28 protein-coding genes are annotated in these 23279 nt (G+C 72.0%); 17 read left to right on the top strand and 11 right to left on the bottom strand.

Features of this window, described 5'->3' with window-relative positions; all coding sequences use genetic code 11:
- Positions 1 to 97: 97 nt before the first annotated feature.
- Both fdxA and dapC read left to right on the top strand, forming a co-directional pair.
- Positions 98 to 430, top strand: a complete 333-nt coding sequence (fdxA, locus tag ABT123_RS26280; protein ID WP_150209564.1) for a ferredoxin — start codon at positions 98 to 100, stop codon at positions 428 to 430.
- Between the two features lie 84 nt (positions 431 to 514).
- Positions 515 to 1633 carry a succinyldiaminopimelate transaminase gene (gene dapC, locus ABT123_RS26275; protein ID WP_351318979.1) on the top strand — a complete coding sequence of 373 codons (1119 nt, stop codon included), beginning with the start codon at positions 515 to 517 and terminating at the stop codon, positions 1631 to 1633.
- An 80-nt stretch (positions 1634 to 1713) separates the two neighbouring features.
- On the opposite strand, the gene ABT123_RS26270 is transcribed toward dapC, so the two are convergent.
- Positions 1714 to 2046: an ATP-binding protein gene (locus ABT123_RS26270; protein ID WP_351318977.1), complete on the bottom strand. Its 333-nt coding sequence runs from the start codon at positions 2044 to 2046 to the stop codon at positions 1714 to 1716.
- A gap of 154 nt (positions 2047 to 2200) precedes the next feature.
- A complete protein-coding gene (locus tag ABT123_RS26265; protein WP_351318975.1) occupies positions 2201 to 3205 on the bottom strand; it encodes a VldE C-terminal domain-containing protein in 1005 nt (334 codons plus the stop codon).
- An 85-nt stretch (positions 3206 to 3290) separates the two neighbouring features.
- Here ABT123_RS26265 and dapE point away from each other — a divergent pair, with 85 nt between their 5' ends.
- Together dapE and ABT123_RS26255 are read left to right on the top strand one after the other, a co-directional pair.
- Positions 3291 to 4370, top strand: a complete 1080-nt coding sequence (dapE, locus tag ABT123_RS26260; RefSeq protein WP_351318973.1) for a succinyl-diaminopimelate desuccinylase — start codon at positions 3291 to 3293, stop codon at positions 4368 to 4370.
- 64 nt (positions 4371 to 4434) lie between these two features.
- The gene (locus ABT123_RS26255) at positions 4435 to 5190 is read left to right on the top strand and encodes an LOG family protein (protein WP_351318971.1); all 756 of its coding nucleotides are present in this window, start codon (positions 4435 to 4437) and stop codon (positions 5188 to 5190) included.
- A 25-nt stretch (positions 5191 to 5215) separates the two neighbouring features.
- Here ABT123_RS26255 and folP read toward each other — a convergent pair whose 3' ends face one another.
- Complete coding sequence (gene folP, locus ABT123_RS26250) at positions 5216 to 6076, bottom strand: dihydropteroate synthase (RefSeq protein ID WP_351318969.1); 861 nt, start codon at positions 6074 to 6076, stop codon at positions 5216 to 5218.
- A gap of 105 nt (positions 6077 to 6181) precedes the next feature.
- On the opposite strand from folP, the gene ABT123_RS26245 reads away from it, so the two are divergent.
- Positions 6182 to 6595, top strand: a complete 414-nt coding sequence (locus ABT123_RS26245; RefSeq protein ID WP_502971053.1) for a DivIVA domain-containing protein — start codon at positions 6182 to 6184, stop codon at positions 6593 to 6595.
- The gene (locus ABT123_RS26240) at positions 6592 to 7209 is read left to right on the top strand and encodes a DNA-3-methyladenine glycosylase I (protein ID WP_351318967.1); all 618 of its coding nucleotides are present in this window, start codon (positions 6592 to 6594) and stop codon (positions 7207 to 7209) included. Before ABT123_RS26245 ends, ABT123_RS26240 begins: the two co-directional genes overlap by 4 nt.
- Here the strand turns inward: ABT123_RS26240 and chcB are convergent.
- Entirely contained in the window at positions 7194 to 7997 is an 804-nt protein-coding gene (gene chcB / locus ABT123_RS26235) for a 2-cyclohexenylcarbonyl CoA isomerase (protein ID WP_351318965.1), read from the bottom strand. The genes ABT123_RS26240 and chcB overlap by 16 nt on opposite strands.
- 318 nt (positions 7998 to 8315) lie before the next feature.
- On the opposite strand from chcB, the gene ABT123_RS26230 reads away from it, so the two are divergent.
- The gene (locus ABT123_RS26230) at positions 8316 to 8483 is read left to right on the top strand and encodes a DUF3117 domain-containing protein (RefSeq protein ID WP_003966491.1); all 168 of its coding nucleotides are present in this window, start codon (positions 8316 to 8318) and stop codon (positions 8481 to 8483) included.
- Positions 8484 to 8589: 106 nt separating this feature from the next.
- On the opposite strand, the gene ABT123_RS26225 is transcribed toward ABT123_RS26230, so the two are convergent.
- Positions 8590 to 9252, bottom strand: a complete 663-nt coding sequence (locus ABT123_RS26225) for an O-methyltransferase (protein ID WP_351318963.1) — start codon at positions 9250 to 9252, stop codon at positions 8590 to 8592.
- 134 nt (positions 9253 to 9386) lie between these two features.
- On the opposite strand from ABT123_RS26225, the gene sigE reads away from it, so the two are divergent.
- From sigE to ABT123_RS26200, 5 genes are all read left to right on the top strand, one after another.
- A complete protein-coding gene (sigE, locus tag ABT123_RS26220; RefSeq protein ID WP_150209573.1) occupies positions 9387 to 10157 on the top strand; it encodes an RNA polymerase sigma factor SigE in 771 nt (256 codons plus the stop codon).
- Complete coding sequence (locus ABT123_RS26215; protein WP_351318961.1) at positions 10154 to 10873, top strand: zf-HC2 domain-containing protein; 720 nt, start codon at positions 10154 to 10156, stop codon at positions 10871 to 10873. The genes sigE and ABT123_RS26215 overlap by 4 nt, the downstream gene beginning before the upstream one ends.
- Positions 10874 to 10989: 116 nt before the next feature.
- A complete protein-coding gene (locus ABT123_RS26210) occupies positions 10990 to 12339 on the top strand; it encodes a S1C family serine protease (RefSeq protein ID WP_502971052.1) in 1350 nt (449 codons plus the stop codon).
- Between the two features lie 93 nt (positions 12340 to 12432).
- A complete protein-coding gene (locus ABT123_RS26205; RefSeq protein WP_351318959.1) occupies positions 12433 to 12855 on the top strand; it encodes a sec-independent translocase in 423 nt (140 codons plus the stop codon).
- A 122-nt stretch (positions 12856 to 12977) separates the two neighbouring features.
- Positions 12978 to 13691, top strand: a complete 714-nt coding sequence (locus ABT123_RS26200; protein WP_351318957.1) for a hypothetical protein — start codon at positions 12978 to 12980, stop codon at positions 13689 to 13691.
- 228 nt (positions 13692 to 13919) lie between these two features.
- Here the strand turns inward: ABT123_RS26200 and ABT123_RS26195 are convergent, their stop codons facing one another.
- The 3 genes from ABT123_RS26195 to ABT123_RS26185 form a co-directional block, all read right to left on the bottom strand.
- The gene (locus tag ABT123_RS26195; protein WP_351318955.1) at positions 13920 to 15083 is read right to left on the bottom strand and encodes an Mrp/NBP35 family ATP-binding protein; all 1164 of its coding nucleotides are present in this window, start codon (positions 15081 to 15083) and stop codon (positions 13920 to 13922) included.
- Between the two features lie 42 nt (positions 15084 to 15125).
- Positions 15126 to 15632 (bottom strand): DUF1003 domain-containing protein, encoded by a 507-nt coding sequence (locus ABT123_RS26190; RefSeq protein ID WP_351319080.1) that lies wholly within the window; start codon positions 15630 to 15632, stop codon positions 15126 to 15128.
- A gap of 211 nt (positions 15633 to 15843) precedes the next feature.
- Positions 15844 to 17115: a magnesium transporter MgtE N-terminal domain-containing protein gene (locus tag ABT123_RS26185; RefSeq protein WP_351318953.1), complete on the bottom strand. Its 1272-nt coding sequence runs from the start codon at positions 17113 to 17115 to the stop codon at positions 15844 to 15846.
- Between the two features lie 173 nt (positions 17116 to 17288).
- Here ABT123_RS26185 and ABT123_RS26180 point away from each other — a divergent pair, with 173 nt between their 5' ends.
- Positions 17289 to 18065, top strand: coding sequence for a hypothetical protein (locus tag ABT123_RS26180; protein ID WP_351318951.1), 777 nt, complete (start codon positions 17289 to 17291; stop codon positions 18063 to 18065).
- A 6-nt stretch (positions 18066 to 18071) separates the two neighbouring features.
- Here the strand turns inward: ABT123_RS26180 and ABT123_RS26175 are convergent, their stop codons facing one another.
- Both ABT123_RS26175 and ABT123_RS26170 read right to left on the bottom strand, forming a co-directional pair.
- The gene (locus ABT123_RS26175) at positions 18072 to 18584 is read right to left on the bottom strand and encodes a hypothetical protein (RefSeq protein ID WP_351318949.1); all 513 of its coding nucleotides are present in this window, start codon (positions 18582 to 18584) and stop codon (positions 18072 to 18074) included.
- A gap of 17 nt (positions 18585 to 18601) precedes the next feature.
- The gene (locus ABT123_RS26170; RefSeq protein WP_351318947.1) at positions 18602 to 19720 is read right to left on the bottom strand and encodes a magnesium and cobalt transport protein CorA; all 1119 of its coding nucleotides are present in this window, start codon (positions 19718 to 19720) and stop codon (positions 18602 to 18604) included.
- A 269-nt stretch (positions 19721 to 19989) separates the two neighbouring features.
- Here ABT123_RS26170 and ABT123_RS26165 point away from each other — a divergent pair, with 269 nt between their 5' ends.
- From ABT123_RS26165 to ABT123_RS26150, 4 genes are all read left to right on the top strand, one after another.
- Positions 19990 to 20586, top strand: a complete 597-nt coding sequence (locus ABT123_RS26165; RefSeq protein ID WP_351318945.1) for a suppressor of fused domain protein — start codon at positions 19990 to 19992, stop codon at positions 20584 to 20586.
- Positions 20587 to 20670: 84 nt separating this feature from the next.
- Positions 20671 to 21321, top strand: a complete 651-nt coding sequence (locus tag ABT123_RS26160) for a DUF6758 family protein (RefSeq protein ID WP_351318943.1) — start codon at positions 20671 to 20673, stop codon at positions 21319 to 21321.
- A gap of 115 nt (positions 21322 to 21436) precedes the next feature.
- Positions 21437 to 22309 (top strand): PHP domain-containing protein, encoded by an 873-nt coding sequence (locus tag ABT123_RS26155; RefSeq protein ID WP_351318941.1) that lies wholly within the window; start codon positions 21437 to 21439, stop codon positions 22307 to 22309.
- A 64-nt stretch (positions 22310 to 22373) separates the two neighbouring features.
- Positions 22374 to 22979, top strand: a complete 606-nt coding sequence (locus tag ABT123_RS26150) for a MarC family protein (RefSeq protein ID WP_351318939.1) — start codon at positions 22374 to 22376, stop codon at positions 22977 to 22979.
- A gap of 80 nt (positions 22980 to 23059) precedes the next feature.
- Here ABT123_RS26150 and ABT123_RS26145 read toward each other — a convergent pair whose 3' ends face one another.
- Positions 23060 to 23200, bottom strand: coding sequence for a DUF8834 family protein (locus tag ABT123_RS26145; RefSeq protein ID WP_351318937.1), 141 nt, complete (start codon positions 23198 to 23200; stop codon positions 23060 to 23062).
- Positions 23201 to 23279 lie beyond the last annotated feature (79 nt).

Raw genomic sequence — 23279 nt, 5'->3', positions numbered from 1 at the left:
TTCGGATCGTGGCCGGGAACGGCGATACTAGGTGTGGGCATCGACGACGCCGCGCTCCCGCGCGATATGGACAGCCCTACCGAGGAGGAACGAGAGCGTGACCTACGTCATCGCGGAGCCTTGTGTCGACGTCAAGGACAAGGCATGCATCGAAGAGTGCCCCGTCGACTGCATCTACGAGGGCCAGCGGTCCTTGTACATCCACCCGGACGAATGCGTCGACTGTGGTGCCTGTGAGCCGGTCTGCCCGGTTGAGGCGATCTTCTACGAGGATGACACCCCGGAGGAGTGGAAGGACTACTACAAGGCGAACGTCGAGTTCTTCGACGAGCTCGGTTCGCCCGGTGGTGCCTCCAAGCTCGGCCTGATCGAGCGCGACCACCCCTTCATCGCAGCGCTGCCGGAGGGCATCAACCCGCCGGCGCACTGATCTCCCACCCCGGTCCGGTACGGCGGCGCCCGCCGTACCGGACCGGGGTGTTTTCCACCGTGTACGAGAAAGAGAGCACGCACCGTGGCCGCAGTTTCGTCCCGCCTGCCCGCGTTCCCGTGGGACAGGCTGGAACCGTTCAAGACGACCGCCGCCGCCCACCCGGACGGCATCGTCGACCTGTCGGTGGGCACCCCCGTCGACCCGGTTCCCGAGCTGATCCAGCAGGCCCTGGTCGCCGCGGCCGACTCTCCCGGCTATCCGACGGTGTGGGGCACGCCCGAGCTGCGCGACGCGATCGCCGGCTGGGTGGAGCACCGGCTGGGCGCGCGGGCGGTGGGCCACCGCAATGTGCTGCCGGTGGTCGGCTCCAAGGAGCTGGTGGCCTGGCTGCCGACCCAGCTCGGCCTCGGGGCAGGGGACCGGGTCGCGTACCCGCGGCTGGCCTACCCGACGTACGAGGTGGGGGCCCGGCTCTGCGGCGCGGAGGCGGTCGTCTACGACGCTGAGACATTTGCGAGTGACCCCGCGGGCACCGAGCTCGACCCGGCGGGCATCAGGCTGCTCTGGCTCAACTCCCCGTCCAACCCGACCGGGAAGGTCCTCGCCAAGGAGGAGCTGATCCGGATCGTGGCCTGGGCCCGGGAGCACGGCATCCTGGTCTTCAGCGACGAGTGCTACCTGGAGCTCGGCTGGGAGGCCGAGCCGGTCTCCGTGCTGCACGAGGACGTCTGCGGCGGCTCGTACGAGGGCCTGGTGGCGGTCCACTCGCTCTCCAAGCGGTCCAATCTGGCCGGATACCGCGCCGCCTTCCTGGCGGGCGACCCGGCCGTGCTCGGCGAGCTGCTGGAGATCCGCAAGCACGGCGGGATGATGACCCCGGCCCCGGTGCAGGCGGCCACCGTCGTCGCGCTGGGCGACGACGCCCACGTACAGGAACAGCGGGAGCGCTACGCGGCGCGTCGGTCGGCCCTGCGGGCCGCGCTGGAGGCCCACGGCTTCCGGATCGAGCACAGCGAGGCCAGCCTGTACCTGTGGGCGACCCGGGACGAGCCCTGCTGGGACACCGTGGCCTACCTCGCGGAGCTGGGCATCCTGGTCGCGCCGGGCGAGTTCTACGGCGAGGCGGGTGCGCAGTTCGTCCGGGTCGCGTTCACCGCGACCGACGAGCGGGTCGCGGCGGCGGTCAAGCGCCTCGGCTGAGCACCACCGAGCAATACGCCCGAGGGGGCCCGGAGCGTGAAGCTCCGGGCCCCCTCGGGCGTATTGCCTGCCGACCGACGTCAGCCGCCGAGCGCGGGCAGCGTCTTGGCCACCGGCAGGGCGTCGGTGGACGGCAGCTCGGGCAGCTTGTCGGTGGCGGGCAGCGTGTCGGCGACGGGTACGCCGCCGAGCAGCTGCTTGGTGGGCAGCTGGTCCGTCGGCAGTTCGCCGGTCTGCTGGGTGGCACCGCCGACCAGGCCGGTCGCGCTGTCCAGCGCGCTGACCGAACCCAGGTCCGGGACCGCCTCGAGGCCCGCGGCGCTCGCCGCGCCGGCCGCGCCGACCACGGGGGCTGCCCCGGCCGCGATCAGCAGGGCGGCACGGGCGATCCGGCGGGTCATGGGGAGGGACATGGTGCGTGCTCCTAGCGTTTGCTTGCTGAGTACGCCGTGAACAACCGCTCCAAGGGGTCCGGAGGTTGCGGAATTCCCGGGTAAAGAACTGGTAATGGGTCGTTTTATCGGCTTCATTGCCGCATTCCGCTCCCCACCCGGGGGATGTCCTGCACTAGCGTGCGAGGAATATCCGGACCGTTCCGGAGTCCGCGGTGCGCGGACCGGCATTCCCCGGCTTCCCGGTGCCGCCGGTGTCCTTCCAGCCGCCCTTGTTCTTGCCCGCGATCCAGGTCCGGCCCGCGTACGACACCTGCTCGATGCCCAGCTCCGAGGCGTGGGCCACCGCCCAGTGCGCCACCTCCCAGCCGCGCCGCTCGTCCGCTCCGGCCCTGCCGACCGCCGCAGTGCCGGCCTTGCCGCCCGCCGTACTGCCGGTCTTGCCGCCCGCCTTGCCGTCGGCGGTCAACGCCACCGACACCGCGCGGTCGTCCTCGGCCGTGGAGCCCGCCTTGGCGCCGCCGCCGAACACCCGGTCCAGCCGTGCGGTGAGCCGCGCCCGGTCGGCCGGACCCTGCGGGACCGGACCGGTGCAGGTCAGGGCGCCGGGCGCACGCCCGGTCAGCGCCGCCGCCAGCAGGATCGCATCGGGCTCGTGCTTGGCGTACGCCTGCGGGAAGCCGCTCTTCTGGACCTTCTGCGCGGCGACCGTCAGCGGCATCCGCGAGTATCCCGGCACCTCGGCCAGCCGGTCGTAGAAGATCCCGGCCGAGTAGACCGGGTCCCTGATCTGATCCGCGGTGCCCCAGCCCATCGAGGGCCGCTGCTGGAACAGGCCCAGCGAATCCCGGTCCCCGTGGTCGAGGTTGCGCAGCGCCGACTCCTGCATGGCCGTGGCCATCGCGATCGTGACGGCCCGCTCCGGCATCCGCTTGGCGGTGCCCACGGCCGCGATCGTCGCCGCGTACCCCGCCTGCTCCGGGGTCATCGAGTACGAGGAACCCTCACCTCCGGCCAATCCCTCGGCCGCCCGGACCGTGCAGCGTGGTGCTCCACCACCCGTCGAGTCGTACTGAACCAGGAAATATCCGGCGAGCCCGAGCAGTACGAGCAGCGCCGCCAGCAAACGGAACGGGCGGCGACGGCCAGGTCGCGGGCTGTACTGAGCGGTCTCGGGCACGCGGCCCACCGTACTTGAGCCGAATGCTGCGTCCGCCCCCCGGACGCTCTCCCCGCGCCCCGAGGCCGGAGAGTTAGGGTGCCTCATGACCGAATCCGAGCTCGACCTCACCCTGGACGCCGCCGAGCTGACCGCGCGGCTGGTGGACATTCCTTCCGTGAGCGGCGACGAGAAGGTCCTCGCCGACGCCGTCGAGGAAGCACTGCGCGCGCTGCCGCATCTCACCGTGGACCGCTACGGCAACAACGTCGTGGCCCGTACGCACCTCGGCCGGCCCGAGCGCGTCGTACTCGCCGGCCACCTCGACACCGTCCCGATCGCCGACAACGTGCCCTCCCGCCTGGACGAGAACGACGTGCTCTGGGGCTGCGGCACCACCGACATGAAGTCCGGGGTCGCCGTCCAACTGCGCATCGCGGCCACCGTTCCCGAGCCCAACCGCGACCTGACGTTCGTCTTCTACGACCAGGAAGAGGTCGCCGCCGACCTCAACGGCCTCGGCAAGGTCGCCGAGGCGCACCCGGACTGGCTCACCGGTGACTTCGCCGTCCTGCTGGAACCCTCCAACGCCGAGGTGGAAGGCGGCTGCCAGGGCACCCTGCGGGTGCTGCTGCGCACCGCCGGGGAACGCGCCCACTCCGCCCGCAGCTGGATGGGATCCAACGCCATCCACTCGGCCGCACCGATCCTCGCCACCCTCGCGGCCTACGAACCGCGCAAGCCGGTGATCGACGGCCTGGAGTACCACGAGGGCCTGAACGCGGTCCGTATCGAGGGCGGCGTCGCGAACAACGTCATCCCCGACGCCTGCACCGTGACCGTTAACTTCCGCTACGCCCCCGACCGCAGCCAGGAAGAGGCCCTGGCGCACGTCCGCGAGGTGTTCGCGGACTGCGACATCGCCGAGTTCACGGTCGACGACTCCTCGGGCGGCGCTCTGCCCGGCCTCTCCCACCCGGCGGCGGCGGCCTTCATGGAGGCGGTCGGAGGCCGCGCGATGCCGAAGTTCGGCTGGACCGACGTATCCCGCTTCAGCTCCCTCGGCGTCCCCGCGGTCAACTACGGGCCGGGCGACGCGCTGCTGGCCCACAAGGTCGACGAACGGGTCGAAACGAAGGCGATCCTGCATTGCGAAGAACGACTCCGCGCCTGGCTGACCTCCTGAATTCCGCCTCCCGTCACCTTTGTGCGCCTACCCTGGCCGGACGATCGTCAGGAGGGAGCACACAATGGCCAATCCTGTAAGCGGCCGTCGCAAGCCGGAGGAGCAGCAGCTCGGGCCGGTTCTGCGGAGGCGTGGCCAGGTACAGGCGGGCAGTACGACCGACCAGCGGCTGCTGGACTCGGCCGGACCGTCGGAGTGGGTGCACACCGATCCCTGGCGGGTGCTGCGCATTCAGTCGGAGTTCATCGAGGGCTTCGGGACGCTGGCGGAGCTGCCGCCGGCCATCAGCGTGTTCGGTTCCGCCCGGACCCCGGCGGACTCGCCGGAGTACGAGGCGGGCGTGCGTATCGGACGGGCCCTGGTCGACGCGGGGTTCGCGGTGATCACGGGCGGCGGGCCGGGCGCCATGGAGGCGGCCAACAAGGGTGCCCGGGAGGCCAACGGCGTCTCCGTCGGCCTCGGCATCGAGCTGCCCTTCGAGCAGGGGCTCAACCAGCACGTCGATCTGGGCCTGAACTTCCGGTACTTCTTCGTCCGCAAGACGATGTTCGTGAAGTACAGCCAGGGCTTCGTGGTGCTGCCCGGCGGCCTGGGCACGCTGGACGAGCTCTTCGAGGCGCTCACCCTGGTCCAGACCCAGAAGATCACCCGCTTCCCGATCGTGCTGTTCGGCACGGCCTACTGGAGCGGCCTGGTCGACTGGCTGCGGTCCACCGTCATCGCCCAGGGCAAGGCCTCGGAGCACGACCTCCACCTGTTCCACGTGACGGACGACGTGGACGAGGCCATCGCCCTGGTGACGAAGGAAGTCGGGAAGTAGTCGGCACGTAGTGGGTACGTAGCCGTCAGGCGAGCCCCCGGCGGGCCACCGCCGGGGGACGCAGGCCCTGGATCGAGCGGACCATCTCCAGGATCTGCCGGGTCTCCGCGACCTCGTGGACGCGGTAGACCTGGGCGCCCAGCCAGGCCGAGACGGCCGTGGTGGCGAGCGTGCCCAGCAGCCGTTCCTTGACCGGCATGTCCAGGGTCTCGCCGACGAAGTCCTTGTTGGACAGCGAGACCAGCACCGGCCAGCCGGTGTCCGTCATCTCCGCCAGGCGGCGGGTGGCCTCCAGCGAGTGGCGGGTGTTCTTCCCGAAGTCGTGGCCCGGGTCGATCATGATCGCGTCCCGGCGGACGCCCAGGGCCGCCGCGCGCTCCGCCAGCCCCACCGTGACCCGCAGGATGTCCGCCATCACGTCCTCGTACTCGGTCCGGTGCGGCCGGGTCCGCGGCTCGACCCCGCCCGCGTGCGTACAGACCAGCCCCACGTCGTAGCGGGCGGCGACCTCCGCGAGCTTCGGGTCGACCCCGCCCCACGCATCGTTCAGCAGGTCCGCCCCGGCCTCGCAGACCGCCTCGCCGACCTCGTGCCGCCAGGTGTCCACGCTGATCACCACGTCGGGGTGGCGGCGGCGCACCTCCGCCACGAAGCCGACCGTACGGCGGGCCTCCTCGGCCGCGTCCACGTGCTCGCCGGGACCGGCCTTGACCCCGCCGATGTCGATGATCGCGGCGCCCTCGGCCACCGCCTGCTCGACCCGGTCCAGGGCCGGCTCGTCCCGGAAGGTGGCGCCCTGGTCGTAGAAGGAGTCCGGGGTCCGGTTCACGATCGCCATGATCACCGGCTCGTGCGTGCCGAACTCACGCCTGCCCAGTCGCAGCATCCCCTGTTTCCTCCTTCGACGGTCCGCCTGCGACCTTAACCGCCGCGGGTCCGTGCGACGATCGGGGCCCAGGCAGTGTCGGTGTCCCGTCTCTGGAGAGTGGTCGTGTTCTTCTTCTTGCTGATCGCGTTGGTCGTGGTCGTCGCCGCGGTCACCCTCGCGGTGGTCGGGGGCGGCGAGGAGGCGGTGCTTCCCGACGTGGAGCCGGAGCGGGTGGCCGACGGCCTGCCCGAGCACCGGGCGGTCATGCCCGCGGACGTGGACGCGCTCCGGCTGCCGGTCGCGCCGCGCGGCTACCGGATGGCCGAGGTGGACGAGGCGCTGGCGCGGCTGGCCGCGGAAATCGCCGGCCGGGACGAGCAGATCGCCGCGCTGGAGGCCGCGCTCCGGCCGCAGGCCCCGGCCGCGCCGCCGGCCGGCCCCCCGGCTGCCCCTCCGGCTGCCCCTCCGTCGGAACCCCCGGCTCAGGGCGGGTCCCCGGCGCCCGGTGCGCCGAGCCTGCTCAAGGGGGAGGAGTGAGTCCGGCCGGCCCCGTGCTGGCCGGCCCGGACGGGGCCCTGCGCTGCCCGTGGGCGCTGGCCACCGAGGACTACATCGCCTACCACGACCAGGAGTGGGGGCGGCCGGTCCACGGGGACGACGCACTGTACGAGCGGCTGTGCCTGGAGGCCTTCCAGTCCGGGCTGTCCTGGCTGACGATCCTGCGCCGCCGGGCTGCCTTCCGTACCGCCTTCGCGGGCTTCGAGATCGCCGAGGTCGCCGGGTTCGGCGACGCGGATGTGGCGCGGCTGCTGGCCGACACCGGCATCATCCGCAACCGCGCCAAGATCGAGGCGAGCCTGGCCAACGCCCGGGTGCTGGCCGGCTGGGCCCCGGGCGAGCTGGACACCCTGATCTGGTCCCACGCCCCGGCCGAGCCCGGCCCGGCCCCGGTGAGCACCACCCAGGTGCCGGCCGTGACCCCGGAGTCCACGGCCCTGGCGAAGGCGCTGAAGAAGGCCGGCATCCGCTTCGTCGGCCCGACCACCGCCTACGCCCTGATGCAGGCGTGCGGCCTGGTGAACGACCACCTGGCCGCCTGCACCTCCCGCGGGGGCGCCGAGCGCCCTCAGCGCCCTCAGCGGCCCAGGTAGCGCGGGGGCTCCTTGGCGAGGAAGGCCTGCACGGCGATGCCGTGGTCCTCGGAAGCGCCCGCCATGGTCTGGAGGGCGTCCTCCTTCTCCAGGGTGTCCGAGAGGGAGTGCGAGGCCCCGTACGCCAGGGAGGCCTTGATCGCCGCGTAGGCCACCGTGGGGCCGTCCGCCAGGGTGCGGGCCACCGCCGCCGCCTCGGCGGCCAGCGCGTCCGCCGGGACCACGCGGTTCGCGATGCCCAGGTCGTACGCCTCCTGGGCCTTCAGCGAGCGGGGGAAGAGCAGCAGATCGGAGGCGCGGGAGGCGCCGATCAGGCGGGGCAGGGTCCAGGAGACCCCGGAGTCCGCGGTCAGCGCCACCCCGGCGAAGGAGGTGTTGAAGGAGGCGGTGTCGGCGACCACCCGGAAGTCGGCGGCGAGGGCGAAACCGAATCCGGCGCCCGCGGCGACTCCGTTCACCCCCGCCACCACGGGCTTGGGCATCTCGGTGATCGCCCGCACGATCGGGTTGTAGTGATCGGCGACGGTGGACATGGTCAGCGAGGTGCCGGTCTCGCGGTCCGAGGCCAGGTTGCCGATGTGTTCCTTGAGGTCCTGGCCCACGCAGAAGGCGCGGTTGCCGGCCGCGGTCAGCAGGACCGCCCGGACGGCGGTGTCCTCGCCGGCCGCCTGCACCGCGTCCCGCAGGGCCACCTTCGCCTCGGTGTTCATCGCGTTCATCGCGTCCGGGCGGTTGATCGTGATCGTCGCGAGTCCGTCGGTCACTTCGTAGAGCACGCTGTCGGCCATGGCGGGGGTCCCCCTTCGTCGCGGGTCTGCTCGGGTCAGCATGGCGGACCGGACGGGGCCCCGGCAGGCGTCGTCATGTGATGTGTGTCAAAGAATGGGGGCCGAAGACGCGGGCGACGGAGGCGAAGTATCGCAGGCGGATCCCCGAAATGAGTGGTTTTGGTCGAGCGCGTTGCCCAAGCGTTCCCTGCTGATGTTGGTCATCGGGTCCTGACATGCGGGATAATGGCTGGGAAGCAATGTGTTCGATGCCGGGTCTCAGGCGCCTGAATGGGGCCGTCGGCTGACGATGAGCTGGTTTCAGGAAGGGGAACGAGCATGGCGGCCATGAAGCCGCGGACGGGCGACGGCCCGCTCGAGGTGACCAAGGAGGGGCGGGGCATCGTCATGCGCGTACCGCTCGAAGGCGGCGGTCGGCTCGTGGTCGAGCTGACCCCGGACGAGGCCGACGCCCTGGGTGACGCCCTGAAGAAGGTCGTCGGCTGACGCCGACGCTCGGACTTCTCCGCAAAGATTTCGGTACTGCCCCGGTCGCTCCGTGCGACCGGGGCAGTGCTGTATGCAGCTGCGCCCGCCGGGGCTGGGGCCGGGGTCAGCGGCGGACGGCGCAGAGCAGGCCGTCGCCCACCGGCAGCAGCGCGGTCTCCAGGGCCGGGCTCTCGCGGACCGTGCGGAGCAGCTCGCGGACCCGGAGCACCTCGGTCTCCTGGGCGCCGGAGTCGACCGTACGGCCGTCCGCGAAGACCCCTTCGAAGCAGACCAGGCCGCCCGGCCGCAGCAGGCGCAACGATTCAGCGAGGTAGTCCAGCGACTCGCAGGGGTCCCCGTCGCAGAAGACGAGGTCGTACCCGCCGTCGGCGAGCCGGGGCAGTACGTCGAGGGCGCGGCCGGGGATGAAGCGGGCCCGGTTGCCGGCGAAGCCGGCGGCCCGGAAGGCCTGGCGGGCGAAGGCCTGCCGGTCGGGCTCGGGGTCGACGGTGGTCAGCACCCCGTCCGGGCGCATGCCGTGCAGCAGGTGGATGCCGGAGACCCCGGTACCGGTGCCGATCTCCGCGACCGCCTTGGCGTCCGCGGTGGCGGCCAGCAGGCGCAGCGCGGCCCCGGTGCCCGGGGAGACGGCCCGCAGGCCCGCTTCCCTGGACCGGTCGCGGGCCCATCGCAGAGCGTCGTCCTCGGCGACAAACGCGTCGGCGAACGCCTGGCTCGTCTGCCGGTTGCCGGTAATGACCCTCTCCTGTCCCCTTAGTTGGCGCAACGGTGACTGTATCCGTTGGCCGCGGGAACCCGCAGATGGGACCGGGCGTTGGGAGGGGTGAGGGCGTCCGGCGCCCGCCGCCCGTGCAAAGTTCGGGCAAAAACACTTATCCGGAGCTGACGGAGGGGGTGGCTATGGTAGGGGCTCCACTGGACTCCACCAGAGCCGATAGGGGAGGTGCGGCTGCGCCTGTGGATCGTGGAGGCGTCCTGAGACGTCTCTTCTGGTCGGCGGGTGAGCCGAAATCCGTGACCGACAATGCTGACCGCTTCCACACCGCTGCCACCGCAACCACCGCGACCTTTGCCGCCGATGCGGGCTCACAGGCGTGGACCCCTCCCAGCTGGGAGGAGATCGTCAGCACGCACAGCGCCCGCGTCTACCGTCTCGCGTACCGCCTGACGGGCAACCAGCACGATGCCGAGGACCTCACCCAGGAGGTCTTCGTCCGGGTCTTCCGCTCGCTGTCCACGTACACGCCCGGCACCTTCGAGGGCTGGCTGCACCGCATCACCACCAACCTCTTCCTGGACATGGTCCGCCGCAAGCAGCGGATCCGGTTCGACGCGCTCGCGGACGACGCCGCCGAGCGGCTGCCGAGCCGTGAGCCCTCCCCGCAGCAGGTGCTGCACGACACCCACTTCGACGCGGACGTCCAGCAGGCGCTCGACACCCTCGCGCCCGAGTTCCGCGCGGCCGTGGTGCTCTGCGACATCGAAGGACTGTCGTACGAGGAGATCGCCGCCACCCTCGGGGTGAAGCTCGGCACCGTGCGCAGCCGTATCCACCGCGGCCGTTCCCACCTCCGCAAGGCCCTCAAGCACCGGTCTCCCGAGGCCCGTGCGGAGCAGCGCGCGCTGGCGGGGGTCGGCGGCGGAGTCGGGGGAGGAGGCGGGACCGAGTGAGCGGAGCCAGTCCCTCGCCGTCACCGGCGGAACAGCACCTCGGCGACCGGCTCGCCGCCCTCGTCGACGGGGAGCTGAGCCATGACGCGCGCGAGCGGGTGCTCGCGCACCTGGCGACCTGTCCCCGTTGTAAGGCCGAGGCGGATGCGCAGCGGCGCCTGAAGACCTTGTTCGTGGAGAGCGCGCCGCCGCCCCCGTCGGCCGGGCTGCTGGCCCGGTTGCAGGGACTGCCGGGCCTGCCCGGCGGACCGGGCGCACCAGGCATGACGGGGCTGCCGGGAGTGCCGAGTATGCCGGGGGTCCAGAGTGCTCCCGGCGCGGACACGTTCGGATTCGTCCTGCCGACCGCGCCGCCCGGATCGCAGCAGCGCCAGGGCTTCCCCATCCATGAGGTGGGCCGCCCCCGGCGCCGCTTCGCCTTCGTCGCCGCGGGTGCGGTCTCGCTGGCGGCCATCGCGCTCGGTGGCACGCTGCCCATGGAAACCCGGGTCGAGCCCAATGCCCGGGGCGAGGGCGGCGCGGCCAGCGTCACCCCCTCGGCCCGTCCGGGGGTGACCGGCGGCGCCGTACCGGTGAGCGATGCGGTCGTCCGCACCCGGCAGCCCAGCCCGTCCCTGGTGGCCGGCTGGCGCCCGGCGGCCCATCCGGCCCATCCGGCGCAGCCCGCGCCGACGCCCGCGGCACCCTCGCACCGTCCGGTCTCGCTGACCCGCTGACCCGGCGGCCGGCCGGGCGCGGGGCCGTGGAAGAGGCCCCGCGCGGCTGGCCGGACCTGGTTGAATCCTCCGCAGACGGGCCGCCGGGCGGTGCACGACGTATGCGGGGAGAACCCATGTCCGACAACCAGGCGACCGACGCGGCCGAGCCGGCCCCCCGGTGGTGGAGCCGACCCGACGGGTCCGCTCCGGACCGGGCGGAGCCGGGGCGCGTCCCGGCGCAGCACCCCGGGCCGGAGGCCGGCGGCGCGGAGCCCGGCCCGGCCGGCGGAGCCGCGGGCGCGCAGACCGTCGTACCGGGCCCCCGCTACGACCCGTGGCAGGACGCCCCGCTGCAGATCTTCGACACCGCACCGGCCCGCCCGCGCCGCCGCTGGACGATGGCCGTCGGCGGCATCGGCATCGCCCTGCTGGCCGGCGGTGTCGGCGGCTATGCGGGCGTGCTGGCCGAGCGCCAGGCCTCCACCCGGCTGGAACTCCCACAGGCGGGCCCGGAGAGCGGCCAGCGGGCCCCCGACAGCGTCGCCGGGATCGCTGCCACCGCACTGCCCGGGGTGGTCACCCTGCATGTGAGCGGCGGCGGCAGCGGCGGCACGGGCACCGGCTTCGTCCTCGACGGCAACGGCCACATCCTCACCAACAACCACGTGGTGGCCGGAGCCAAGCAGATATTCGTCACCTTCAGCACCGGCGAGAGCGTGGCCGCCACCCTCGTCGGCGGGGACACCGGCTACGACCTCGCGATCGTCAAGGTCGACGGGGTCAAGGGCCTCAGCCCGCTGGCCCTCGGCAACTCCGAGAACGTCAAGGTCGGCGACCCGGTGGTGGCCATCGGCGCGCCCTTCGACCTCTCCAACACCGTCACCGCCGGGATCATCAGCGCCACCGGCCGGCCCATCACCGCAGGCGGGGACAAGGGCGACGGCAGCGACATCAGCTACGTCGACGCCCTGCAGACCGACGCCCCCATCAACCCCGGCAACTCCGGCGGGCCGCTGCTGGACAGCCGGGCCCGGGTGATCGGCATCAACAGTGCCATCCGCGGAGCCGAGGAGGGCGGCGGCGGCAAGGACGGGGCACGGCAGGGCGGCAGCATCGGACTCGGCTTTGCGATCCCCATCAACCAGGGCAAGCGGGTCGCCGAGGAACTGATCCGCACCGGCCGGGCCACCCACCCCGTCATCGGGGTCACCCTCGACATGCAGTACACGGGAGACGGCGCCAAGGTCGGCACCCGGACCGAGGACGGCAAGTCGGCGGTCATCGCCGACGGCCCGGCCGCCCGGGCCGGGATCCTGCCCGGCGACGTGATCACCAGGGTCGACGGGCAGCGGGTGCACGGCGGCGACGAACTGATCATCAAGGTCAGGGCGCACCGGCCGGGCGACCCGCTCCGGCTGACCGTGCTGCGCGACGGGCGGGAACGCACCCTCGAACTCGTCCTCGGTTCGGCGAACGGCTCATGACGAGTGAGTTAATGAGGGAGCGAGGTGTCGTTCTGCGGAGAACGACGGGTACCGTTGTCGAGGCCCGATGGATGAGAGCCGAGGAGCGGCAAGGTGTTCAACGACATAGGCGGCCTTGAGCTGGTCACCATCGTGGTGCTCGCCATTCTCATCTTCGGCCCCGACAAGCTGCCCAAGGTCATCCAGGACGTCACCGGATTCATCCGCAAGATCCGCGCGTTCTCGGACAGCGCGAAGGAAGACATCCGTTCGGAACTCGGACCGGACTTCAAGGACTTCGAGTTCGAGGACCTGAACCCGAAGACGTACATCCGCAAGCAGCTGACCGAGAACGAGGACCTGAAGGAGATCCGCACCAGCTTCGACCTGCGCAAGGAGCTGGGCGACGTCACCGACGCCGTCAACGGCAAGGAGGCGGAAACCGCCCCCGCCGCGACCGCCGGTCCCGACCTGCTGAAGAAGCCGGCAGCGCCCGCGGTGGAGCAGCGGGCCCGGTTCGACGCCGACGCCACCTGAGTCTCCTCCGTCGCAACCTGCCGGGTCCGAGCGGGTCGGGTGGCTATTCTCTCCATCTGTCCGGATGCAGGACGCCCGAGGGGGGCGGGATGTTCCGGATCCCACGGAACGAGAGGCCGCAGATGGAGACCACCAGCAGTAGCCGGGTAGGGGCTCAGCCCGCCGCCGAGGAGACCGCCTCGGCCCCGGCCCCCAGCCACGCAGCGGAGCAGGAGCACACCGGACCGCAGCCCGTGCCGGTCGCCCGGCGCGCGGTCCAGAACTACCTCAAGGCCGACTTTCCCTGGTACGGGCTGGACGAGGCGTTCACCGGGCCGCGCTGGCTGATGCAGCTGGGCACGGCCGCCGACGGCACCGTGGAGCACGGCTCCGTCGGGCACGGCGACGAGCCCTCCGTACGGGGCGAGATCGCGACCGGCGAGAAGGAGCGGTTCGCGGTGGTCGTCACGGTCGCCAGCAACCCGCTGCGCCGCAGCGGGGACGGCACCGGGGTGCTGGAGGCTACCTCGGTCTCCTCGGCGGCCTGGCTGGCCGGCTCCGGGCTGCTGGCGTTCTCCTGGCCGGGCCAGATGGACCACAACCTGCGGAACGACTGGCTGGACCAGCAGACCGAGGCGGCGTGGGAGCTGGCGGACGATCTGGCGGGGCCGGACTGGTCGACGCTGTCCCTGCCGGTGGATGGGGTGCCGACGCCGTTCCACTACCGCGAGTCGGAGTTCGGGTGGGTGCTGGCCGGCTCCACCGAGGCGGGGGTTCACTTGGGGGCGTATGGGCGGGGCATGAGCGCGTACGGTCTGGCCTTTGCCCAGGCGGGCGACCTCAGCGCGTACGCGTAGGGCCACCGCCGGGTGGGCAATCGTGCCGCAGGGCGGCACGGGTGGGCACACGGCACGACGGCGCGCACCGGCCGCGCAGCGTGTCCCGCAGCCCCGCTCCGGGTACAGCGAAGGGCACCGCCTGAGCGGCGGTGCCCTTAACGCTGCGCGGTCCCTGCGGGTGCGGGTTCCGGTGTGCCCACCCGTTCCGCCCCAGCGGAACGATTGCCCACACCGGGGGTGGTGCGGTCAGAACTTGTTGCGCGGGGTGATGCCCAGGGACATGCCTGCCAGGCCGCGGGCGCGGCCTCCGAGCTTGCCGGCGATGGAGCGGAGCGCCGCGCCCGCCGGGGACTCGGGGTCCGACAGGACCACCGGCTGGCCGTTGTCGCCGCCCTCGCGCAGCCGCACGTCGATCGGGATCTGGCCCAGGACCGGCACGCTCGCGCCGGTGGTCTTCGTCAGGCCGTCCGCGACCAGCTGGCCGCCGCCCGTCCCGAACACGTCGACCATCTCGTCGCAGTGCGGGCACGGCAGCCCGGACATGTTCTCGACCACGCCGACGATCTTCTGGTGGGTCTGCACGGCGATCGAGCCGGCCCGCTCGGCCACCTCGGCAGCCGCCTGCTGCGGGGTGGTGACGACCAGGATCTCCGCGTTCGGCACCAGCTGGGCCACCGAGATCGCGATGTCGCCGGTGCCCGGCGGCAGGTCCAGCAGCAGCACGTCCAGGTCGCCCCAGAACACGTCCGCCAGGAACTGCTGGAGCGCCCGGTGCAGCATCGGCCCGCGCCACACCACCGGCGCGTTGCCCGGGGTGAACATGCCGATGGAGATGACCTTCACGCCGTTCGCCGACGGCGGCATGATCATGTTCTCGACCTGGGTGGGCCGGCCCTCCACGCCCAGCATGCGCGGCACGCTGTGGCCGTAGATGTCCGCGTCGACCACGCCGACCTTCAGCCCGTCCGCGGCCATCGCCGCGGCCAGGTTGACCGTCACCGAGGACTTGCCGACGCCGCCCTTTCCGGAGGCCACCGCATACACCCGGGTCAGCGAGCCCGGCTTGGCGAAGGGCACCTCGCGCTCGGCGGTGCCGCCGCGCAGCGCGGTGGCCAGCTCCTTGCGCTGCTCGTCGCTCATCACGTCCAGGGTGACGGCGACCGAGCTGACACCGGGGACCTTGGCGACGGCGTCCGTCACGTTCTTGGTGATGGTCTCCCGCATGGGACAGCCCGACACCGTCAGATACACCGTGACGGCGACCGAGCCGTCCTCGGCGACCTCGACCGATTTGACCATGCCGAGCTCGGTGATCGGCCGGTGGATCTCGGGGTCGTTCACCGTCGCCAGCGCGTCCAGGATCGCGTCCTGCCCGGGCACGGCGGCGGCGGAGCTTGTGTCGGTAGCCATGACCCGATGGTACGGCCCGGTAGCGGGCCCCGGGAAAGACCGCTAGCGGTCGCCTTCGTCACTCTCGAGCGGGAATAGACGCCGCTCGTCCATCTCCTTGATCAAGTCCTGGAACTCGGACCTGATCCAGTCGCGGGTCGCGACCTCGCCCAGGCCCATCCGCAGCGCCGCAATCTCCCGCGTCAGGTACTCGGTGTCCGCGATCGACCGCTCGTTCTGCTTGCGGTCCTGCTCCAGGTTGACGCGGTCCCGGTCGTCCTGCCGGTTCTGCGCGAGCAGGATCAGCGGGGCGGCGTACGAGGCCTGCAGCGACAGCATCAGGGTCAGGAAGATGAACGGGTACTGGTCGAACCGCAGATTGTCCGGCGCGAAGATGTTCCACAGCACCCAGACGATGATGACCAGGGTCATCCACACGATGAACCGGCCGGTGCCGAGGAACCGGGCGATCTTCTCCGAGAACCGCCCGAACGCCTCCGGGTCGTACTCCGGCAGCAGCCGCCGCCGGGCCGGCCGCGGCAGGTCCAGCCGGGCCCGCGACCGGGTCAGTGCGCTGGACCCGGTCCGCTCCCCGGCCGCGAACGAGGACTTCGTCCGCTCGGCCCGCTCGGCCCCCTCCTCCGCCCGCGCCCGTTCCGCGAGCCCGTGCGCGCGGGCATGGCGGCGCGCCACCTCGCGCCGCTCCCGCAGCTGCTCCCGGCGGCTCTCGCGCGCCTGCTCCCGCCGCGAGTCCCGCTGTGGGTCCCGTCGGGGGCCGCGTTCAGTGCCCACGCACGGCCTCCTCCGAGTGGAAGTCGGTCTCGCGCCAGTCGTCCGGCAGCAGGTGGTCCAGTACGTCGTCCACGGTCACCGCGCCCAGCAGCGAGCCGCTCTCGTCGACCACCGGCACCGCCACCATGTTGTACGCGGCGAGGTAGCTGGTCACGGCCGGCAACGAGGCATCCGGCCGCAGCGGCGGCAGGTCGGCGTCCACGAGCGAGCTGACCAGGGTGAACGGGGGATCGCGCAGCAGCCGCTGGAAGTGCACCGTGCCCAGGTACTTGCCGGTCGGGGTCTCGTCCGGCGGCCGGCACACGTACACCTGCGCGGCCAGCGCGGGGGAGAGGTCGGCCTGCCGGACCCGGGCGAGGGCGTCCGCGACCGTGGCGTCCGGCCGCAGCACGATCGGCTCGGTGGTCATCAGACCGCCCGCGGTGTTCTCCTCGTACGACAGCAGGCGGCGCACATCGGCGGCATCCTCCGGCTGCATCAGCGTCAGCAGCCGCTCCTGGTCGTCCTCCGGCAGCTCGGACAGCAGGTCGGCCGCATCGTCCGGGTCCATCGCCTCCAGGACGTCGGCGGCCCGCTCCTCCTTCAGCTTGCCCAGGATCTCGATCTGGTCGTCCTCCGGCAGCTCCTCCAGGACGTCCGCGAGCCGGTCGTCGTCGAGGGCGTTGGCCACCTCGGCCCGCCGCTTCGGCGTCAGGTGGTGCAGGACGTTCGCCAGGTCGGCCGGCCGCATCTGCTCGAAGGTGGCGACCAGGCTCTCGGCGCCCTGCCCGTGCTCCTCCAGCGAGAAACCGGTGACCGCCGACCACTCCACGGTCAGGGTCTCGCCGCGGCGGCGCAGCGCGCCCGCCTTGCCCTTCCGTACGAAGATCCGGTCGATCTCCCAGTCGCGGCGGGCCGGCAGCTGCTGGATGGCCACGTCCACGACGGTGACCTCCTCGCCGGTGGCGACCAGCTTCACCCGGCGGTCCAGCAGCTCGCCGAGGACCAGCCGCTCGGTGGGGCGCTGTTCGAACCGCCGCAGGTTGATGACACCGGTGGTGATGACCTGGCCGGACTCCACGCCCGTCACCCGGGTCATGGGAAGGAAGATCCGCCGGCGGCTGACCACCTCCACCACCAGGCCCAGCAGCCGGGGCGGCCGGCCGCCGACGCGCAGCATCGCGACCAGGTCGCGGACACGGCCCACCTGGTCGCCGTTGGGGTCGAAGACGGGCACACCCGACAGATGCGAGACGAAGATCCGTGGGGCGCCTGCAGCCATCCGAGCGCCTCCTGGTGCGTTCACATCCTCCGGTTCCGAGCCTCAGGCTAGCCCGTGCCAGGGGGAACTGCGCTGGTGGGGCGGTCCGCTCGGGCCGAGGGGGTGCCCGGGCCGCAGATCGGGGCCGGGTACGCTGCCTGCTGCCCGCCAACGACGACGAGAGGCACCTGCCCGTGACCGCCTGTTTCCCTCTCGCACGGCTGCGCCGCGCCGCCGGTGTCGGAGCCCTGTGTGTCGGCCTCGCCGTCGCCGCCACGGGCTGCGGGGGCGGGGAGGAAGATCCCGACAAGGGCACCAACGGGGTCGGCAAACTGTCCGCCGACCAGATCGAGGACAAGGCGCGGGACGCCGCGACCGCCGCCGATTCGGTCCGGCTGTCCGGGACGGTCGTCAGCGGCGGCAAGACCTTCACCCTCGACATGCGGCTCAAGTCGGACGGTGGTTCCGGTGAGGTGCGGTCGCAGGAGAACACCTTCCAGCTGCTCCGGGTGGGTGAGGAGCTCTTCCTGAAGGCGAACGCGGCGTTCTGGGGGCAGTCCGAGGCGGCCGGCAAGCTCGGCGACAAGTTCGTGAAGGTCCCCGAGGGCGACCCCTCCTACAAGCAGCTGCGCGGGTTCACCGACATGGACGTGCTGCTGGACGGGCTGCTCGGACTGGACGGCAAGCTGGCCAAGGGCGCGTACGCGAAGGTCGGCCACACCCGCACGATCTCGGTCACGGCCGACAAGGGGGCGGGCGGCAAGCTCGCCGTCTCCCTGGAGGGCACCCCGTACCCGGTGCGGATGGAGCGGGCGGGCGGCGCGGGCACGGTGGAACTGGCCGACTGGGGCACCACGTTCCAGATCGAGGCTCCGCCGGAGGATCAGACCGTGGACTACGGCTCCCAGCTGCCCACCACCAAGGGCACCGGCTCCGGCAGCGGCTCGGGCTCCGACCCCAGCCAGGGCTGAGGCCCGCTAGGAGGCCCGCTTCTTCCGCTTCAGCAGCAGCTTCGGCAGCGCCGCCGGCACCGGCCGGCGGGTGATCCCCGGCGACGGCAGCGGCGCGGCGGCATGCGAGCCGTCCGGCAGCTCCGTACGCGCGGCCTCCGGCTCCAGCCGCAGCAGCCGGCACTCCCGGGCCCAGCGCTCGGTCATCGTCTCGGAGTCGGGCGCGTTCAGCCGCTTGGTCTTGAGCTCGGCCGCCGCCGCCTCCCAGGCCTCGCTGCCCGGCTCCAGCTCCCGGACCCGGGCCGTCCAGGCCACCAGCCGGCCGCCCTTGTCCTTGCTCCGTACGGTCACCTCGGCGGCGGCACCGTCCGCCAGCCCCGGGAACGGCTGCTCGCCGGGCCCGTCGCCCAGCACGTGCGCGGCACCGGCCACCCAGGCGTGCCAGAGCCCCCGGTCGGGCCCGGTGCCCCGGACCCAGATGAGGCCGGACTTCTTGGTGGCCTCCTCGACGAGGGCCAGCTCGAGTGCGCTGAGAGTCATGCGCACAGGGTAGGTCCCTACAGCCAGCCGTTGCGGCGCAGGGCCCGGTGGATGGTGAAGCAGATGCCGACGATCGAGGCCATCACCATCGGATAGCCGTACTTCCACTGGAGCTCGGGCATGTGGTCGAAGTTCATGCCGTACACACCGCAGATCATGGTCGGCACCGCGATGATCGCCGCCCATGAGGTGATCTTGCGCATGTCCTCGTTCTGCGCCACCGTCGCCTGCGCCAGGTTGGCCTGGAGGATCGAGTTCAGCAGCTCGTCGAAGCCGATGACCTGCTCGTGCACCCGGGCCAAGTGGTCGGCCACGTCCCGGAAGTACTTCTGGATGTCCGGGTCCACCAGCCGCATCGGCCGCTCGCTGAGCAGCTCCATGGGCCGCATCAGCGGCGACACCGCCCGCTTGAACTCCAGCACTTCGCGCTTGAGCTGGTAGATCCGCCCGGCGTCGGCGCCGCGCGGCCCGCCCTTGCCGGCCGGGGCCGCGAAGACCTCGCTCTCCACCAGGTCGATGTCGTCCTGCACGGCCGCCGCGACCGCGATATACCCGTCCACCACGTGGTCGGCAATCGAGTGCAGCACCGCCGAGGGGCCCTTGGCCAGCCGCTCGGGCTCGTCCTCCAGCCGGTGCCGCAGCCCCTTGAGCGAGCCCTGGCCGCCGTGCCGGACGGTGATGACGAAGTCCCGGCCGCTGAAACACATCACCTCGCCGGTCTCCACGACCTCGCTGGTGGCGGTGAGTTCGTCATGTTCGACGTAGTGGATGGTCTTGAAGACGGCGAACAGGGTGTCGTCGTAGCGCTCCAGCTTCGGCCGCTGGTGCGCGTGCACCGCGTCCTCCACGGCCAGCGGGTGGAGCCCGAACTCGGCGGCGATGTCCGCGAATTCGGCCTCGGTCGGCTCGTGCAGGCCGATCCAGGTGAAACCGCCGTCCCGGCGCACCTCGCGCATGGCGGCACGCGGGGTGGGACATGCGGCCCGGGGCAGCCGGCGGCCGTCGCGGTACACCGCGCAGTCGACGACCGCACTGGTCGCCGAGGGGTCGCGGGTGGTGTCGTAGCCGGGCTGGACGGGGGTGGACTTGCGCAGCGAAGGGCGGACGACTGCGCGCAGGTCACGGATCATCGACATGGCAGGCTCCTTCGCACGGCTGCGGACCGTGCGGGTGGGAGGCCCTCCGCGGGGCACGGGCCGGGAGCTACCGGCGGCGCGCGGAAGGAACAGGACGACGGGGAGTGTGGCCGGGGCCGGTACTGCACGATCGACTTCGATCCACCGCAGCCCCACCTCCTCCGGCCGGTCCCCCGTGGGGGATGTCCTGTCCAGCGGTCAACACTATCAGCCGACAGATGGTCAAAGCCCTGGTTTTACCCACCCCATATGAGTTCTATGCTCGATCCATGGCAGATCTTCTGGCACTCGTCGAGGCCCGGCTGCGCACCGCACTCGGCGAACCCGACGCCCGCGCGGCCGTCACCTTCCTCGGGACCGACCGCATCGAGGTGCTCCGGTTCCCGGCGTCCGACGAGGGCGGGGCGCTCGTCCGGTACGCCACCCTCGGCATGGCGGCGCAGCCGATGGCCGACCCGACCGCCGTGGTCGCCGACCCGGTGCGCGGGCCGCGGGCCGAGCTGGTGCTGACCGTGCGGGCCGGCCTCGCCGACACCGACAAGGTGCTCCGCCCGCTGGCCGTCCTCGCCGCCACCCCGCAGGTGGAGGGGCTGGTCGTGGCCCCCGGTGCCTCGCTGGATCTGGGTGAACCGCTGTGGCCCGGGGCGCCGTTCGGCTCCGTGCTGGTCGCCGAACCCGGCGGACTGGTGGCGGACCTGGAGCTCGACGAGCCGATGGATCCGGTCCGCTTCCTCCCCTTGCTGCCGATGACCGCCAACGAGGCCGCCTGGAAGCGGGTGCACGGTGCGGCGGCCCTCCAGGAGCGCTGGCTCGCCCGCGGCACGGATTTGCGCGATCCCCGCCGCAGCTCGGTCGCCCTGGACTGACGCCCGCCGGCGGGGGTACGGATCGCCTCCGGACGGGTGATCGTCCCTTGACGCGGCCCCGGCCGGGGAGGAACGTGGCTTCTTATGAGGGGTGAACCGAGTTGCCCGAAGTGCGGTGGCCGGGTCAGGGCGCCCGGCCTTTTCGCCGACTCCTGGCAGTGCGCGGTGCACGGCACCGTCCACCCCTTGCAGCCCATCATTCCCCCCAGTGTCGAGGGCCTCGGCGTGGTCGTGCACCGCACCCGGGTACCGGTGTGGATGCCCTGGCCGCTGCCGGTCGGCTGGCTGTTCACCGGGATCGCCTCGGCCGGGGACGACCGCAGCGGGGGCCGGGCCACCGCGGTGGCCTGTTCGGGGCCGGGCCCGCTCGGCGGGATCGGGGAGCTGCTGCTCGTCGCCGAGGAGCTCGGAGTGGGCCTCGGGGCGCGCTATGCGGGCATCGACGGCCCTGACCCGGGCGCCTATTTGAACGTATCCGGTCCGCCGCACGCCAAGGTGATCGCGGCCGGCCGTCCCACCCCGCTCTGGCATGTGGCCGGCACTCCCGAGGACCGTGCGGTGTTCGCGGGGGAGGCGCGCGGGCTGTGGCTGTGGGCGGTGGTCTGGCCCGAGCAGTCGGGCCTGCTGATGTACGACGAGCTGGTGCTGACGGATCTGCGGGACGCGGGTGCGGAGGTGGAGCTCCTGCCGTGCGGGGCCCTCAGCCCGCGCATCCTGTCGCCCGGGCCCGAGTAGCGTCGGCGGCGGGTCCCCGCGTAGCGCCCCTCCGGCCGCCGGGTCGGCCTTCGGGCGGGTGATCGCCGGTTATCCTGAAGTGTCCCCCCGTCCGTCCTGCCCCTGGAGCCGTGCTGTGCGCATCGACCTGCACACCCACTCCACGGCCTCCGACGGTACGGACACCCCCGCCGAGCTGGTCCGCCATGCGGCTGCCGCCGGGCTGGACGTCGTCGCCCTGACCGATCACGACACGGTCGGCGGTCACGCCGAGGCCGTTGCCGCGGTCCGGGCTCTGCCGGCCGGGTTCACCCTGGTGACCGGTGCCGAACTGTCCTGCCGTCTGGACGGCATCGGACTGCACATGCTGGCCTACCTCTTCGACCCGGCGGAGCCCGAGCTTGCGCGCGAGCGGGAGCTGGTCCGGGACGACCGCACCCCCCGCGCCCAGACGATGGTCGGCAAGCTCCAGGCCCTGGGCGTGCCCGTCACCTGGGAGCAGGTGGCGCGGATCGCCGGCGAGGGCTCGGTGGGCCGCCCGCACATCGCGACCGCACTGGTCGAGCTGGGGGTCGTACCGACGGTCTCGGACGCCTTCACCCCGGACTGGCTGGCCGATGGCGGTCGCGCGTACGCGGAGAAGCACGAACTGGACCCCTTCGAGGCCATCCGCCTGGTCAAGGCGGCCGGCGGGGTCACGGTCTTCGCGCACCCCGCCGCGGTCAAGCGCGGCCGGTGCGTCCCGGAGAGCGTGATAGCGGAGCTGGCGGCTGCGGGCCTGGACGGCATCGAGGTCGACCACATGGACCACGACGACGCCACCCGGGCACGGCTGCGCGGTCTCGCCGCCGAGCTGGGTCTGCTGACCACCGGCTCCAGCGACTACCACGGCAGCCGCAAGACCTGCCGGCTCGGGGAGTACACCACGGACCCCGAGATCTACGGCGAGATCACCCGCCGTGCGACGGGTGCCTTCCCGGTGCCGGGCGCGGGCGGACGCCCCGCATAACCGGCCCCGGGCCGGCCGCGTCCCCGTTTTCGTACCACCACTCCTGCAAGGCCAAGGCTTCCCTGTGTTCGACTTTGCCGTTTTCGGATCCCTTTTTCTCACCCTTTTTGTGATTATGGACCCCCCGGGGATCACGCCGATCTTCCTCGCGCTGACCTCGGGCCGCCCCGTCAAGGTGCAGCGCAAGATGGCCTGGCAGGCCGTCTGCGTGGCCTTCGGGGTGATCGCCGTCTTCGGTATCTGCGGCCAGCAGATCCTGGACTACCTGCACGTCTCGGTGCCCGCGCTGATGATCGCCGGTGGTCTCCTGCTGCTCCTGATCGCGCTGGACCTGCTGACCGGCAAGACGGACGAGCCCAAGCAGACCAAGGACGTGAACGTGGCGCTGGTGCCGCTGGGCATGCCCCTGCTGGCCGGTCCGGGTGCCATCGTGTCGGTCATCCTGGCCGTCCAGAAGGCCGACGGCCTCAGTGGCCAGGTCTCGGTGTGGTCGGCGATCGTCGCCATGCACGTGGTGCTGTGGCTGGTCATGCGCTACTCGCTGGTGATCATCCGGGTGATCCGGGACGGCGGCGTGGTCCTGGTGACCCGGCTGGCGGGCATGATGCTGTCGGCGATCGCCGTGCAGCAGATCATCAACGGTGTGCTGCAGGTGATCCAGAGCGCCTGAGCCCGGTCGCCGTGGCACGCCGAAGGCCCCCGCTCCGGTCCGGAGCGGGGGCCTTCGGCGTTTGCGGCAGGCGGAGGACGCTACTCGGCCGGCCGGATGAGAATGCGCTGGCCCACCGCGGCGGCCTGCTGCACGATCCGGTTGACGGAGGCCGCGTCCACGACGGTGCTGTCCACGGCGTTTCCGTCGACATCGTCCAGGCGCAGAATCTCGAAGCGCACGGGCTTCTCCCTTCGTCAGTGTTCTCCTTGCACAGGGTCCAACGAAGTGTAGGACGCAATAATTCCCTACGCTAAGGAA

This window comes from Streptomyces sp. NPDC002054, from assembly GCF_040296685.1.
GTDB lineage: Bacteria > Actinomycetota > Actinomycetes > Streptomycetales > Streptomycetaceae > Streptomyces.
This window is presented reverse-complemented; position numbering and strand designations above follow the sequence as displayed.

Coding starts and splice junctions, on each gene's coding strand:
- ABT123_RS26270 (WP_351318977.1), bottom strand. CDS start 2,046: ATGTCCCTCCCCATGACCCGCCGGATCGCCCGTGCCGCCCTGCTGATC.
- dapE (WP_351318973.1), top strand. CDS start 3,291: ATGACCGAATCCGAGCTCGACCTCACCCTGGACGCCGCCGAGCTGACC.
- ABT123_RS26255 (WP_351318971.1), top strand. CDS start 4,435: ATGGCCAATCCTGTAAGCGGCCGTCGCAAGCCGGAGGAGCAGCAGCTC.
- folP (WP_351318969.1), bottom strand. CDS start 6,076: ATGCTGCGACTGGGCAGGCGTGAGTTCGGCACGCACGAGCCGGTGATC.
- chcB (WP_351318965.1), bottom strand. CDS start 7,997: ATGGCCGACAGCGTGCTCTACGAAGTGACCGACGGACTCGCGACGATC.
- ABT123_RS26230 (WP_003966491.1), top strand. CDS start 8,316: ATGGCGGCCATGAAGCCGCGGACGGGCGACGGCCCGCTCGAGGTGACC.
- sigE (WP_150209573.1), top strand. CDS start 9,387: ATGGTAGGGGCTCCACTGGACTCCACCAGAGCCGATAGGGGAGGTGCG.
- ABT123_RS26210 (WP_502971052.1), top strand. CDS start 10,990: ATGTCCGACAACCAGGCGACCGACGCGGCCGAGCCGGCCCCCCGGTGG.
- ABT123_RS26200 (WP_351318957.1), top strand. CDS start 12,978: ATGGAGACCACCAGCAGTAGCCGGGTAGGGGCTCAGCCCGCCGCCGAG.
- ABT123_RS26195 (WP_351318955.1), bottom strand. CDS start 15,083: ATGGCTACCGACACAAGCTCCGCCGCCGCCGTGCCCGGGCAGGACGCG.
- ABT123_RS26185 (WP_351318953.1), bottom strand. CDS start 17,115: ATGGCTGCAGGCGCCCCACGGATCTTCGTCTCGCATCTGTCGGGTGTG.
- ABT123_RS26175 (WP_351318949.1), bottom strand. CDS start 18,584: ATGACTCTCAGCGCACTCGAGCTGGCCCTCGTCGAGGAGGCCACCAAG.
- ABT123_RS26170 (WP_351318947.1), bottom strand. CDS start 19,720: ATGTCGATGATCCGTGACCTGCGCGCAGTCGTCCGCCCTTCGCTGCGC.
- ABT123_RS26165 (WP_351318945.1), top strand. CDS start 19,990: ATGGCAGATCTTCTGGCACTCGTCGAGGCCCGGCTGCGCACCGCACTC.
- ABT123_RS26160 (WP_351318943.1), top strand. CDS start 20,671: ATGAGGGGTGAACCGAGTTGCCCGAAGTGCGGTGGCCGGGTCAGGGCG.